The 13,887-nt window shown below is 67.5% G+C and carries 13 protein-coding genes; 4 read left to right on the top strand and 9 right to left on the bottom strand.

What is annotated here, in order from left to right; translation table 11 throughout:
• Window positions 1–11: 11 nt before the first annotated feature.
• From HUA74_RS29600 to HUA74_RS29615, 4 genes are all read right to left on the bottom strand, one after another.
• Entirely contained in the window at window positions 12–827 is an 816-nt protein-coding gene (locus HUA74_RS29600; protein ID WP_174457222.1) for a DUF2381 family protein, read from the bottom strand.
• A gap of 73 nt (window positions 828–900) precedes the next feature.
• Window positions 901–2,934, bottom strand: a complete 2,034-nt coding sequence (locus tag HUA74_RS29605; protein WP_174457223.1) for a protein kinase — start codon at window positions 2,932–2,934, stop codon at window positions 901–903.
• Window positions 2,935–3,207: 273 nt separating this feature from the next.
• A complete protein-coding gene (locus tag HUA74_RS29610; RefSeq protein ID WP_141647577.1) occupies window positions 3,208–4,386 on the bottom strand; it encodes a TfuA-like protein in 1,179 nt (392 codons plus the stop codon).
• Complete coding sequence (locus HUA74_RS29615; RefSeq protein ID WP_254614379.1) at window positions 4,383–5,519, bottom strand: YcaO-like family protein; 1,137 nt, start codon at window positions 5,517–5,519, stop codon at window positions 4,383–4,385. Before HUA74_RS29615 ends, HUA74_RS29610 begins: the two co-directional genes overlap by 4 nt.
• Window positions 5,520–5,767: 248 nt before the next feature.
• Between HUA74_RS29615 and HUA74_RS29620 the strand changes: the two genes are divergently transcribed.
• Window positions 5,768–6,121 (top strand): hypothetical protein, encoded by a 354-nt coding sequence (locus HUA74_RS29620; RefSeq protein ID WP_174457224.1) that lies wholly within the window; start codon window positions 5,768–5,770, stop codon window positions 6,119–6,121.
• A 198-nt stretch (window positions 6,122–6,319) separates the two neighbouring features.
• Window positions 6,320–6,625 (top strand): hypothetical protein, encoded by a 306-nt coding sequence (locus tag HUA74_RS29625; protein WP_246137682.1) that lies wholly within the window; start codon window positions 6,320–6,322, stop codon window positions 6,623–6,625.
• Between the two features lie 95 nt (window positions 6,626–6,720).
• Here HUA74_RS29625 and HUA74_RS29630 read toward each other — a convergent pair whose 3' ends face one another.
• The 4 genes from HUA74_RS29630 to HUA74_RS29645 are packed head-to-tail and all read right to left on the bottom strand — an operon-like array spanning window position 6,721 to window position 10,001.
• On the bottom strand, window positions 6,721–7,485 hold the full coding sequence (locus HUA74_RS29630; RefSeq protein ID WP_174457225.1) for an Imm49 family immunity protein: 765 nt from the start codon (window positions 7,483–7,485) through the stop codon (window positions 6,721–6,723).
• Between the two features lie 5 nt (window positions 7,486–7,490).
• A complete protein-coding gene (locus HUA74_RS29635; RefSeq protein WP_174457226.1) occupies window positions 7,491–8,585 on the bottom strand; it encodes a hypothetical protein in 1,095 nt (364 codons plus the stop codon).
• A 28-nt stretch (window positions 8,586–8,613) separates the two neighbouring features.
• Window positions 8,614–9,201, bottom strand: coding sequence for an imm11 family protein (locus HUA74_RS29640; protein WP_174457227.1), 588 nt, complete (start codon window positions 9,199–9,201; stop codon window positions 8,614–8,616).
• Window positions 9,202–9,233: 32 nt separating this feature from the next.
• A complete protein-coding gene (locus tag HUA74_RS29645) occupies window positions 9,234–10,001 on the bottom strand; it encodes an AHH domain-containing protein (protein WP_141648387.1) in 768 nt (255 codons plus the stop codon).
• Window positions 10,002–10,306: 305 nt separating this feature from the next.
• Between HUA74_RS29645 and HUA74_RS29650 the strand changes: the two genes are divergently transcribed.
• Both HUA74_RS29650 and HUA74_RS29655 read left to right on the top strand, forming a co-directional pair.
• Window positions 10,307–12,544, top strand: a complete 2,238-nt coding sequence (locus HUA74_RS29650; RefSeq protein ID WP_174457228.1) for a M9 family metallopeptidase — start codon at window positions 10,307–10,309, stop codon at window positions 12,542–12,544.
• A 302-nt stretch (window positions 12,545–12,846) separates the two neighbouring features.
• Window positions 12,847–13,077, top strand: coding sequence for an SDR family oxidoreductase (locus HUA74_RS29655; RefSeq protein WP_174457229.1), 231 nt, complete (start codon window positions 12,847–12,849; stop codon window positions 13,075–13,077).
• A 28-nt stretch (window positions 13,078–13,105) separates the two neighbouring features.
• Here the strand turns inward: HUA74_RS29655 and HUA74_RS29660 are convergent, their stop codons facing one another.
• Window positions 13,106–13,570, bottom strand: a complete 465-nt coding sequence (locus HUA74_RS29660; RefSeq protein ID WP_174457230.1) for a DoxX family membrane protein — start codon at window positions 13,568–13,570, stop codon at window positions 13,106–13,108.
• Between the last annotated feature and the right edge of the window lie 317 nt (window positions 13,571–13,887).

The raw sequence follows: 13,887 nt of genomic DNA on the forward strand, positions 1-13,887 counted from the left end.
CCTCGGGGCAGTCACTTCAACGAAAGCCCTTCCAGCGTCACCGTGCGCCCCTTCGCGTCCCACAGCTTGAGCACATAGTGACCCGGATCCAGGTCGGTGGTGTGGTCCACGCGGACCACCAAGGCCTGCGCCACATCCTCACGCAAGGGAGCCGTCTGCCAGTGGGCTAGGACCTTGTGGCTTCGCCCACGCGCATCCGTGAGCGAGGCCCCTGTCGCCACCCATCCCGTGCCCCCTGTCAGCGCTCGCAAATCCACGCGAATCGCCCGCCAGCGCATCTGATGCGTCACGAACCGTGATTGCGAGACACTGACCTCGGGATGGGCCACCACCTTCGTGGGAGTCAGAGGCCTGACTGCGATCTCCTCGGGGTTCTCCAGCGCCGCCACGAGCGACTCGACCCCTCCCGACGACCGACCCTCCAACTGAAGCCTGTCCAACTCAAGCCGGGCCAGCGACAGACGACCCTTCAGCTCCTCCAGCTCCTGCCGGTAGGACTCCACCGAACGAGCACGGCGATAGACCTCCACCTGGGGTTCACCCAGCACCGCATCCACCACCAGCACGAACGTCACCTGCTCCGGCGCCGCGCCGTCCCGAAAACGCAGCCCCAGGCGCAGCCGCTCACCCTCCCGGAGCGCACTCGATGGAACGAGCGCGAGGTGGTCATCGGAGATTCCCAGTCGCTGGAAGCGCTCACGCCCCTCCAAGGAGAGTTCGTCCGGCAGGATGCGCGCGTCGAAGAAGAACGTCGTGGAGCGCCCCGGAGCGATGCGAATCTCGGGGGCAGGCACACGCGGCTCCGCTCCCACTTCGATTCGACGCACGGGGGCCAACTCCCCCCCCAGGGCGACCATCATTCCCCACGCGACCACGAGGACTGAAGACGCGGCAGGCAAATCACAACCTTCCCAGGTATCTCGTCGCGGTGACCGTCAACTGGGGCTCCGTCAGCTTCAGCTCCGGGGTACTCGACGGGTCGTAGGGGATGCCCAATTCCTTACGGCCGTGCCAGGTGAGCTGGAGGCACAAGGGGACGCGCCTGCCATCGGGGAGTTCGGCCTCCGTGAACCAACCGAAGTAGCGCTCCTTCCCATGGAAGAGAGTGCCCTGGAACCGGGTGCCCACGGGAAAGGCGATGGGATCTCCGGCATCGTCGACAACGCCGCCATAGCCCAGGATGGGCTTCTCCGCGGCGTAGGCGGTGATGGGCCCTTCTGGCGGGACCGGTATCAGCCGTCGCCCATCGAAGCGAGGGATGAGCCAGAGTCTCCCGTCGGTCACAACGCTGGGTAGCTTCCAGCCCATCTTCGTCATGACCTCGATGGTCGACTGCGAGCATTCCTGCTCCGGAGACGTCGTCCGGACCTGAGGCGCCCCCCCGGCACAAGCTCCCGCGAGGCATGCGACCGCCGCTGTCTTTCCCAGGGTGCTGCTCACGGATGAGCGCTTCCTCGCGGAGGGTGACACCTCAGGGGTGGCCTCCACGGCGCGCTCGACCTTCAGGACGGGCGCCTGCAAGGGAGCCTCGGGAGTCACCGCGACAACGCGAGGCGGCGACGAAGAAGCGGCTGTAACAGGGGTGTGAGGGGGACGACTCGTCACGACGGAACTTCCTTTCTCAGCAGGGGGTGGAGGGGGGACGACCGCCTGCATGGAACTCGGGGAGGGCTCGCGGCGGGCGAGGCCCACCGCCGCGAAGCAGATGACGAGGAGCGCGACGACTCCGACTCCTATCGTCCAGCCGCGCGACCTTCGCGCCGGAGTCCGCTCGGCCCGCGGTGACTCCACCGGGGCGACAACTTCCGAGCCCGCGGAAACCGGGTCCTCGACGAGAGGCGCGACCAGGAGCGCTTCGGCGACGGACTCGTCAGGTGGCCGCGACTCCTCGGGCTCCGGCGTGTGCGGGTGGGACTCCGACGAGCGCACCAGTTCGGGCACCATGCGCACCCGAGGCGTGTCGGCCTCCACGTCACGAGGAGACTCAGGGTCCGGAGGTCGGTCCAGCGACACCTTCCACGCCGGCTGTCGCTTCTCCTTCGCGACCTCCCAGAGCGCCTGCAACAGCGCCTCCGTGCCCGCGTAGCGCTCCTCGGGGCGCTTGGCCAACAACCGCAGCGCGATGTCTCCCAGCGCGGGAGGCACCTTGGGATTGACGACATGCGGAGCCCGGGGCGTCACCGTCTCGATGGCCGGCAAGAGCCGGTCGTACGGGAGCCTCGGGTCGAACGCGTAGCCATCCGTCAGCGACTCGTACAGGAGCGCGCCCAGCGCATAGAGGTCGCCGGGGATTCCCGCGTCGAACCGCGCGCCCTGCTCCCACTGGCCCTCACGCAGGAAGGCCACGCACTCGGGCGGCAAGAGGTGCGGCGAGGCCGGCGCCACGCCCACCGTCAGCGTCGTCGCGCCCGGCATCCGCACCGTGCCCAGGTCGATGAGGAACGGGCGCTCGTCCTCGCGGCGGATGAGCAGGTTGTCGCCCTTCACGTCGCGGTGGTGCAACCCGCGCCGATGCAGGTCCGACACCGCGCGCACCACCTCCGTGAACACGGACAAGAGGTGCGCCGCCGACGGCTTCACCCGCCAGCGCCACTCATGGAAGGTCTCTCCGTCGATGAAGTCGGTGACGAAGAACAGGTAGCCCTCGGGCGGCTCCGGCCAGCGGTCCACCGCGTGGACGCGGGGCAGGTTCGGATGGGGCGCGCAGGCCAGCAGCGTGGCCACCTCGTGCGACAGCCGACCGTTGACGTCCTCCTCCTCGGACACCTGGGGCCCGGCGGGACGCAGCGCCATCTTCATCGTGTAGAAGCGCCCTCCCCGCTCGACCTTGAACACACGGCCGAAGCCTCCCGCACCCAGCGAGGCCACCACATTCCAGGGCCCCACCACACTGCCCGGCGAGAGCTGGTCCGGATGGAACGGCGGAGACCTCACGGCGACGACCCCTCCCGCGAAGACCCGCCTTCCTCGAAACTCCCCAGCCCATGCGCGCCAGAGCCCGCGGACGCCCACGCCTCAATGCGCGCGGCACCCCGCGGAACGAGGGGCTCGGTGACCACCCAGGGAACGGGGTTGAGCAAGGGTAACCTCCAGGGTTGACCCTAGCCTTTCTTCAGGGACTGTCACGATTTTTCCCACCCGGCAGGTGGGTAGGCTCCGGCGCGGGGAACCCAACGTCACCCGTTGGCTCCGGGCCATCCTCCCCGCTCAGTCCGAGTCGTGCTCGAGCGCGTCCACCTCGTCGCTCGCGGCCACCGTGAGCGCGGCCTCCGCCCAGCGCCCGCGCAGCCGGGACTCGGAGGCCAGCGCCTCCTCCCAGGACGGGCCATCCGGAAGCAGCCGCGTCGACTGCGTCAGGACCAGCCGCTCCAGCGCCAGCTCCTCGCACAGCGCCCGCAGCCCCTCCGCATCCAGGCCATTCGAGACCAGCCACGCGTCGCGCTTGCGCACCGGCACCGCACGCTCGCGCCACCACCCGGCCTCCGCCTCCGCCACCTCGTCGGCCGTGGGTGACAGCCCCATCGTCCGGGCCCAACCCGCGAGCAGCGCCCGTCGCAGCCCCGCCTCCGCCAGCGCCCGCGCGTCGGGGGCCTGACTCAGCACCTCCAGCACCTGCCCCGAGGGCACGACGGCGTCGGGGAGCCGGGTCACGTCCTCCACCAGGCGTCGCCGCCGCACCAGGGACGAGGGAGACCGCCGGGTCCCCGGCACGGAGGGTGCTCGCGAGGCCACCCACTGCGCGGCGGCCAGGATGCAGGCGCGCGCGTCCTGTCGCTTCAAGTCCTCCACGCCCTTCGAGAACCAGCGCTCCCAGGCGTCCCGCGTGGCCTCCGACCACCCTTCCCGCGCGCGCTCCATCAACCGGGACCACGTGCGCTCCTGGTAGAAGAACGCGCTCGCCACGTCCACCAGGCCCCGGGCCAGGCGCGCATTCAGCACGCCCGCTTCCCGAGCCCGCTCCGCGACATGCCGGACGTTGACGAGCGGCACGGTGAGCGGCCTCCAGCCGTGCTCCGAGTCCGCGTGCAGCAGCGCCACCTCCGCGTCGTCGGAAATCACGCCGTCGCGATACCACTCGAAGATGCGCCCGACGCCCACCATGCCATGGGGCGCCAGCTCCACCGCGCGCAGCGCGCCCATGCTGGAGCCGCCGAAGACGGCCACCCCTGCCTCCAGCGCGGCCAGCAGCTCGTGGTGCCACACCGACGGCTGCGCCTCGAAGACGCCATCCACCAGCGCTATCGCACGGGGCCTGGCACCGAGCGCGCGCCACACATCGCCCTGTCGGGCCGGGGGCAACACCACACAGGGGGCCAGCTTCCGCGCCTCCTCCGCGGGCAGCGAGGGCCCCAGGAAGACCACCAGTTCCTCCGCGCGCCGCTTCATAGGAGCTCCGAGATGAGCATGCCCGGCACCACCACCCGCCGCACGTGCAAGCCGGGCACGGGCGCGTCCAGCTCCACCGAGGCCACGCGAGCAAACCCCGCGCGCTTCAACCGCGTCAGCACCCGCCGCACGGCCACGTCGGCCGGCCCCCTGGCCACCGCGCCCAGGTCCGGCAGCTCTCCGGCCCGTCGCCGCGCGCGCACTCCCGCGCAGGCCTCCGCGAAGTCCCGAGCCGCCTGTCGGTCCACCGACGCCACGTCCTCGCGCGCGCCGTGGATGTCCGTCAGGCGCGACTGCGCCGCCTCCAGCAAGGCCTTCAACAGCGCGGTGTCACGCTCCAGTGCGCACGCATATCCCGCCGTGAGCGGCACGGGCCCGTCCTCCTGGTCCACCAGGACCGCCGCGCCCACGGGCAGGCCCACCGCGCCCGGCGTGCGCGCGGATGGCGTGGCATCGAACAGGTACACCGCGAAGCCACGCTCCCTCAGACGCTCGGCCAGCGCCGCCGTCCGAGGCACGGCCTTCTCCAGCTCCGCCGTCCGCAGCATGCGTCCCCGCACGGTCTCCTCGGTCCACCCCTCCGGAAACACCCGAGCGAGCTGATCTCTTTCAGTGGCCTCCAGCAGCGCGTGCAGCAGCGCTCGCGCCGCCTCCGGATGCGCGCCGGAGCCGTTGCTCGTCCATGCCGCCGCCACCGGCCCCAGCGAGGGGCCTCCCGGGGGCGTCACATGGACACCTTGGGCGGGCACCCAGACCGCCTGGCCCGAGCCCAGCTCCGTCGCCTCGCGCCACGCACACCGCACCCCGTCTGCCCACAGGCGGGGTTCCACGAGCGCACCGGCCGAGCCCAGCGAGTCCGCGCCCCACAGCGTCCCGAGCCGGCCCTCCAGTTCGGCGCGAGAACCCCAGGTGAGCCGCCCTGGCACCACCGTCTCCGCCGCCCACAGCTCCGCGGTCTCGAACAGCGCGCCCCACGCGGCCTCGTCCGGGGTGAGCCCCTTGCCGTTGCACACCTGGAGCACGTGCCCGCCCGGGCGCACCGCGCACGCCACCTCCACACCCGTGCGGTCCAGCCCGGTGACGCGCGCCACCCGCGTCACCCCCATGGCCCGGGCCAGCCGGGACGACGTCATTCGCTCGAAGGACACACCCGGCGGATAGCACTTCGGCCGGGAACGGTCAGCAGCGACGCGTGAAGCCCTGTCACCCGCGGCGGCGCGGAGACCCGCGGCGGACCGGGCCTTAATCGGACTTAATTCCGCTTAATCCCTGGCGGATGAAGACGTCTGGGATAAGGCGCCCACTCGCCGGACGCGACTGGCTTCGCCAGGGCAGACACCCGGTGGACGGCGAGCTGACACACAACCGATGGAGTCGAACCATGTCGAAGCACTTCGTGCGTTCGTTGTTCCTGGGGGCGGTGGTGGCATGCGTGAGCGCTTGCGGCGGCGCGGAGACCGAGCCGCGAGAAGCAGAAGTCGTCGTGGATGACGTGGAGCAACGGGCGTGTGCCATGGGCACGTTCCAGAACAATTGTCGTGACTGGGGCGCGGGCGGCTACTCGGACCCCGCCTGCACTGGCGGCACGTACCGATGGAAGTTCTGGGCCTGCAAGCAGTACCAGGCTGGCACCCAGAAGTACCGCCAGGAGTGCGGCACCGAGCAGTACGTCTGCGGGAGCAGCGCGACGAGCCGCCCGTCCTCGAGCGTTTCGGCGTGCGTCCAGAACTGCTAGCCGTCTGACTCGCCGCCGGGCGGAGCAGTCCCTCCGCCCGGCCTGCCACTCAGCTCCGACAGCTCCATCAGTGGCACTCCTCATCACCTCCGCGCCTACACACGCCCCTCAGCGGCGTTCCTCGCCGTCGGATGTTCTTCGCGGAATTCGCTATCATGCTGGCGCCGTACAGACATGAATGCTTCTCCGGGAGGTCACGTGCGAAGAGTGCCTTTGAGGGGTGTCTCGTTCCTGGTGGCGAGTCTGGTGATGGGCTGCGGTGGCGTGGCGGCGGAGGAGTCAGCACCCGCTGATTCCTCACAGGAGCAGTCGCTCGCGCCAAGCTGTCCCACGGGTTACACGGATGTCTATCTCTGGGCCTGCAAGCGACTGGCGGCCCACGCGCCTCCCTGCAACTACGGCGGGCCCGGGCACTACAACGTCCTGCATCTGTATTGTCAGTCGGGCACGGAGTTCTACGACGCGGGCCCTACGGGCGACTACGCCTGTGGGGATTGCTTCTAGAGCGAGTGGAGCGCGGACGGGCCCGTGTCGTCTCCGGGCCCGTCGGCTCCGGTGGAGATGCTTTCGCGCGAGGAATACCCCTCCACGGACGGCGCTCAATCGAGGCTGCGCCACGAATCCACTGGCAGCCGCGGCCTGCCACTCGCACGCGCCAGGGAGGGCACGAATGGAAACTCGCCCACCAGGGGCAGCCCCGCATGTTCAGCCAGCGTCATCAACGCCAGTCCCTCGACCGACACCTGCGCGACCGTGGCCCAGCGCTCCTCGGAGATCTTCTCCCGCTGCAGGAGGCGGTCCTGACGGGCCCGCTCCGCGACAAGGAACGTCTCCAATCCCCGCGCCACTTCTTCCCCATCTCCCTTCAGGAGGGCGTGGCAGAGCGGGAGGCGGAGGTCCTCCGAGCCCTGCAGCACCTGCTCGTAATCCGCCAGGAGTTCCACCAACCGCGCATCCGTCTCCCCGAGGAAGAAACGACTCATCAGGAAATGGACGTAGAGAAAGTCCTCTTTGTATTCCATCCCTTGTTGCCAGGTGCGTCTGGCGCGTCTGGCAATCTCCCGGGCGCCATCGAGGTCCTGAGCGGCCAGGGCGTCGAAGAACGGCGCCGAGCGGCTCGTCACCCACTGGGACTCTGGCACCTTCTCCATGAGCGACAGGTAGGCGCGGCCACTCTTGTAGAGGCACGCATGCAGCGCCTCCGCATCACCGTAGAGGAGGAAGCGACCAATCCCGCGAATCCGATAGTTCTCGCAGAAGGTCAAGACCTGCTGAAGACTCGCCTTCGCATCCAGGGCCTTCAACAACTCCGCGTTGTCGGACCGGGCATTGCTGACAAACACCTGGAGGAACTTGGAAGACATGCGGCTCAGGCCTCCGCGCTGACGACGAATGCACCGACCCAGCCATGCTCCGAGCTGGATACCACCAGGCTTCGGGAACTGGACGCGTACTTGCGAAGAAATGACCGGACCGCCACGCAGAGGGCCACGGCACCACTCGCGGCGCCGGTATCCCCCAGGGAGGTGCCGGAGATGACCAGGCGATGAGACTCATCCAACCGGTCGCCGAGCCTCACACGTGCGTGGCCCCATTCCGACGCCCGCCAGACCTCGCCATTGAGGTCGCTGATGATGTCTCCCTGGAAGGCGCCCGTGGGCCCCGGCGCCTTCGTGAGCACGTCGACGATGGTGTCCGCCAGCACCTGCCCGACCCTCGGCCGCTGGGTCACGAACGGGTCGTGCTCCTGTCCCACCGAGACGGCGCTCACGGAGGCCTGGGGCGTGATGCCCCTCCTGCGCGCGGACAGGGGGGACTCCACCAGGATGCATGCCGCGGCCTCGCCCGGCATCAGGCCGACCGGCACGTCAGGAGACTTCAACCTCCGGTGGGACTGCAGCCACTCCAGGCTGAGCATGTCCAGATAGGAGTCCATGGCCACGATGAGGAAGCGCTCGACGGCGGAGCGGGACAGCTGCCGCGAGGCATACTGGAGCGCCGCCGCCATGCCCGCGTGTCCCTGGTGGATGGCGTGACAGTCGCTGACGAGCGGAAGCTCCAGGGCCTTCTTCAGTTGCAGGCAGAAGGTACTCGTCAACACGTCGGGCCTCAGCTGGCGTGCCTCCATGAAGCGGGACTCATCCAAGACAGGCCCCACCCAGATGAGTCCCGTCCGCCGCCAGAAGTCCGAGTCCTCGCGACCCGGCACCTGCCCGAGCGACAGCAGGTCGTCCACCCCTCCTCGCGCGAGTCGAATCCACCTGCCCACGGGCCCGAACCCGTCGGTGAAGCCTTGGATGGGATGGCCCATCACCGGCACGCGCTCCTGACTCTCCTCGTCGAGGACGGGGAAGTAGACGAGTTGCCGGGGCCGCGTGAGGCCCGCCCGGAGCGACGCGCAGGCCTGGACGACGTCCAGCCCCACGCTGGTGACCATTCCCAGTCCTGTAATCGAGAGCACCACGCATGCCTCCCAGGCCGCCCCCGGGCCGTCAGCCCTGTCCCGACAAGCGGAGCGGTGTCAGCAGGACGTTGGTGAACCCCCGCGCCTCGACGGCCTGGACGAAGCGCTCATCCACGACATATTTGCTGGGCTTCTTGTCGATCCGGAACAGCGCGGCGGCCTGCCCCACCTTCTTGTCATCCAGCACGAACTCCGCGATGTCGATGACACTCCCCTCTTCACCATAGGTAACGCCACTGGCCTGCTCGTCGAGACAGTCCAGCGCACCGATGGGATTGATGATGAAGTAATCCTTGCTGTAGAGCCGCTCGCGGTGGTCATACAAGTCGAAGGGGAGATATTCGATATCGCAGCCCGCGCAGAGCTGCTCGAACACCGTCTTCACCTCGGATGAGGCGATGAGGTAGTTCTCCGTGTTCCCCAGCACGGAAGAGAGCTTGATGCCTGGGTTCTCTTCGCGCAGGAAGATCTTGGCCTCCGCGGGGTAGAAAGCCTTGGCTGGCCGGCCCTTGGTCATCAGGAAACGGCGCAGGCCAATCCCCTTGGGAGGATCATCAATCAGGCAAAGATCGCAGTCGTTGAGGTCTCCGACCGTCGACAACAGGAAATACTTCATTCACTTCCCTCCGGGGTGAGCACCACCGTGTCTCAACTGGCGCTCTGCTGCTTGAAAAGTTCCTTCGCCATATGGTCGAGCGCGTCCACCCCGTCCTCGCCGGCCTGCTTGATGGAGCCATAGAGGCGATTGGACAGGGCAATGAGCTTGTCCTTGAAGTCCTTGTACTTGGGGGCCTCGTGATCGACCAGGTCCTCGAGGTTGTCGGCGAGCAGCGCCTTCAGCTCGCTCTTGACATGATCACTGTAGACACCGTGATACATCTTGGGCAGCGTCCGGTGTCGGGGCAGGCGCATGACCCGCGCGACGGTCGCGTCGAGGGGGAGCATGATCATGTTGTCCATATGGTTGAGATTGTAGCCCGCGGTGAGCAGCCCACCCCGGACCACCGTGACCAGCTCCGGCGAGCCCCCTTCATCCGGGTTGCCCAGGTAGTCGCTGATGGTGGTGCTCAGGGTCGAATTCGGGATGACGTGATGCGCCTCGTGGAAGTAGGGCACGTCGCAGTGGGTGTCGAAGTTCCCGGCCTTGACGTCCCAATCTCCCTTCTGGGGCTTGCCGGCTTCCGCCTCGCGCCCCTGGAAGAAGACCTGGATTGTGCCCGGCATGTCCTTGTAGCGAGGCCAGTTATACAGCCCGTCGTCACTCTGGGCCTTCTTCGTGGCCTGCCAGATGTGGCTGCAGGAGTTGTTCGGCTTGCGGGACTCGTGTCGATTCAGACACTTCCCGCCTTCCGTGCCACCCGCGGTGTGGTGGTCGAGCTTGTTTTCGATATCTCGTGTGTGTCTTTCCTCGGACATGACGCACCCTCCACGAAATCAGGCTTTCCCTGCATCCATCATCGCGAAAGCTCAGGGAAACGACAAGGTCGACCTGGACTCTCAGTGAAGTAGCCCCTGGAGAGGACGGCGTCCTCGGTTCCGCGCCCTGGGACCAGCGTGGGCGCCCATCGGAGCGCGCCCTCCCGGACCCGGCCCGCGGCAGCCCGCCCCACTGTCAGGCCTGACTGCTAATACTACTTTATCGCGACTTCACCAGCACGACCCGAGTCGGCCGGAACGGCTGACTCCGCGCAGCAGGCCCTATCACCCAGGAGCATGAGTCCATGCGCTGTCCTGTCACGGATTGGTATCGCAGTCCCATCGCCTTCGCTGTCACGCTCACCCTCTTCTCGACGGGGGCACTCGCCCGCCCGAGGAGTCCCCCGCCCGCCGAGTCTTCCTGGAAGTCCCACGGGCTGGAACACACCCATCAACGCATCCGGCCCGACCAGCGTGAGCCGGATGTCTCCCCCGAGGAACTGCACCGGGAGCATATTCCTGTCGCACTTTCGCGGGCCCTGCTGGTCGCCTGTGACACGGCGGCCTTCGCATCGGCCAGTGGCACCGGGCTCGTCACGCTGGTGAAGGGCTCCACGGCGGAGTGTCTCAACACGCTGTTCGGTGTCACGGGAACGCAGGCCGGCCAGGTCTTCGCCGAGAGCAAGATGGTCACCGTCGCCAATGCGCTCACGGTCAACGCCCAACAGTACGTGGGCAACAACACCGCCCAGACGCTCCAGCTCATCCTGTTCCTGCGCGCCGGCTACTACGTGCAGTTCTACCAGTCGGGCTCGGTGGGCAGCTACGGCACCACGCTGCGCAACGCCATCCGCCCGGCGCTCGCGGCCTTCGTCGCCAACAGCCACTTCACGGACAACAACGACGCGCACGGCGCGGTGCTGCAGGAGTTCGTCACCCTCATCGACAGCGCGGGAGAGACCGCCTGGCACCTGGGCACCCTCCGGGGCCTGCTGGACCGCTTCAATGACACCACCGTGGCCTCCACATACATGCGCGGCGCCACCAACAGCGTCTTCAACGGCATCTACCGGGGGCAATTCAACACGGACTTCGTCGCGGCCGTGCGGGCGGACATGTCCCTCATCGACTCGCTCGACTCCTTCATCACCCGCACCGAGCACCTGCTGGCCACGTCCAACCAGTACCTCACCGTCAACGCGGCGCGAGAGATGGCTCGCTTCGTCCAGCACTCCGGAACCCTCCAGAACAAGACGCGCCCCCTGGTGAAGGCGGTCATCGACAACCACTCGATGACGGGCCCCACCGCGGGCCTCTGGGTGGGCTCGGCGGAGATGGTCGAGTTCTACGATGGAGCCAACTGCGCCTACTACGGTGTCTGCGACTTCCGGCGGACGCTGGAGCAGACGGTGCTCGGCATCACCCATACGTGTGGCCCCACGCTGCGCATGCGCGTGCAGGACATGACGGCCCCACAGCTCACGCAGAGCTGTGACCAGGTCGCCACGCAGGAGTCCTCCTTCCACGACACGCTGAAGACCCACCGCGTGCCCGTGGCGAGCGACAACAACACGTCCCTGGAGATGGTCGTCTTCGACAGTCGGTTCGACTTCCAGACGTACGGCGGCGTGTTGTTCGGCATCAACACCAACAATGGCGGCATGTACCTGGAGGGAAACCCCGCCGCCTCCGGCAATCAGGCCCGCTTCATCGCCTACGAGGCGGAGTGGCTGCGGCCCGCCTTTGAAATCTGGAACCTGCGGCACGAATACATCCACTACCTGGACGGCCGCTTCAACATGAAGGGCGACTTCACCACGAGCATCAGCCAGCCCACCGTCTGGTGGATCGAAGGCCTGGCTGAGTACATCTCCAAGAAAAACGACAATGCCAGCGCGGTGGCGCTGGGCCGGGGCAAGACCTTCCAGCTCAGCCAGATCCTCCGCAATGACTACAACAGCAGCACCGACCGCGTGTACTCGTGGGGCTATCTGGCGACGCGCTTCATGTTCGAGCGCCACTCAGACCAGGTGGACATCTTCGTCGAACAGTTCCGCGCGGGCAACTACAGCACCTATCGCCAGTCCCTGGACGCATTGGGCACGGCGAACGACGTGGAGTTCCACGAGTGGATCGACTGCGTCGCGACAGCCACGGACCCGAGCATCTGCATCCCACCCGGCTCCGGACCCGGCCCCACTCCGCCCTGCACGGCTTCCAACCCCATGGGACTGGACAACGGCTGCTATCGGGGCCCGCTCGCCTCCACCGGCAGCGTGCACTACTTCTATCTCTACGTGCCCCCCGGAGCGAGCAACCTGCGCCTCAAGGCAAGCGGCGGCACCGGCAACGCGGACCTGTACGCCCGCGCCGGCACGTGGCCCACGACAACGGTGTACGACTACCGGCCCTACCTTCCGGGCAATGACGAGTCGGTGGAAATCGCCTCACCCGCGACCGGAGGCTATTACTACCTCATGCTCGTGGCCCGCCCGGCCTACGCAGACGTGAAGTTGGAGGCCCACTTCGACAGGGCGCCCTGACGAGGAAAGGGCAGACTCCCGGGTGGGCGTGAAGCCACCTGGGAGTCCCTCCTCCGTCAGCACACCGGGGTGATGACAGTCACCGAGGCGCGAAATGTGCGCGAGGATTTATCCTCCACAGCGAGGCCGTGAAGGGAACAGTGCGGCGGCCTGATTGTGAAACCCTTCCACCTCTACTGTCTCCGCGGCTTCCCTTGCGCGGGGCAGTGCCATTCGTTCAACCTCTGATGGCAGACACCGGGACACGAACCGCGAGCCCCCACGGGCTTCAACCGACTCGTGATGTCTGGAAAGAGGAGTGAATGGCAGTGGGACACTTCGATATCGCGGGCAAGGTGGGTTTCATCACGGGAGCCTCGCACGGACTGGGGAGGCACTTCGCAACCATGGTGGAGCGCATCCCCCAGCGACGCACCGGCCACTTCGAGGAGCTGGATGGGCCCCTGTTGCTGCTCGCCTCGGAGTCCTCTCGCTACATGATGGGGAGCGTGCTCACCGTGGATGGTGGTTACACCAGCGTCTCCGCGGCATAGGGGTGAGTGGCTCCCCGCGCCGCAACGCTCACTTCGCGCCGGGCACCGCCCGCGCGACGAGCATGGAGCGGTAGGTCGCCCGGTATGCCCAGGCCAGATAGAGGTGGAGGGCCAGGACGACGACGGTCATCCCGATGCCGGTCGGGGCGAGGAAGGCATGGAATGCGACGATGTTGACGACGACGGGCGCGAGGAGGGCCAGCGCCAGCGGCACGAAGCGGTTCGTCAGCAGCAGCAAGCCCACGAGCACCTCGGTGCCCTTGATGAGCGGCATCATGTAACCCGACTTCATGAGCGCGATGCTGAGCGCCATGGCGCCTTCGGGAATGGGCTCGGAAGGCGGCGGGATGAAGTTCAGGAAGCCGTTCAGCCCGAAGACGAAGAAGAGGAGCCCCAACAGGACCCTCGCAACGGTTGGAAGGTGGCGAGCAAACGACTTCGTGTCCTGGCCCGCTCCGGTGACCTCTGCGTTCAGCGTCGTTCCCGTTCCCATGGCGTAGTCCTCCTCGGTGTCACTTCAGGTTTGGTGGCAAGGCTCCTGGACCGCCCCGGGGGCGCTGCCTCTACCCTCGCGACGAACGGCCTTCCGGGAGATCGACACGGCGGCGATTTCATCCAGGTGCCCTCGGCAAGTCCTCGGAATAACAAGGGGCCTGGTGACTGTCGCCCCGATGCCGATGGAGAGCGAGCGCCACGTCCAGTTTCGGCTCGGGCTCCGTGCGCAGAGGGGATGGGACTCGTCGTCTCCTCGGAGTGGACTCGCTCCGCGTCGAGGTCTGCCCTTGCGTGCATGTATCTCCCGGGGTTCAG

The sequence above is a fragment of the Myxococcus sp. CA051A genome (assembly GCF_013336705.1).
GTDB classification, from domain to species: Bacteria; Myxococcota; Myxococcia; order Myxococcales; family Myxococcaceae; genus Myxococcus; species Myxococcus llanfairpwllgwyngyllgogerychwyrndrobwllllantysiliogogogochensis.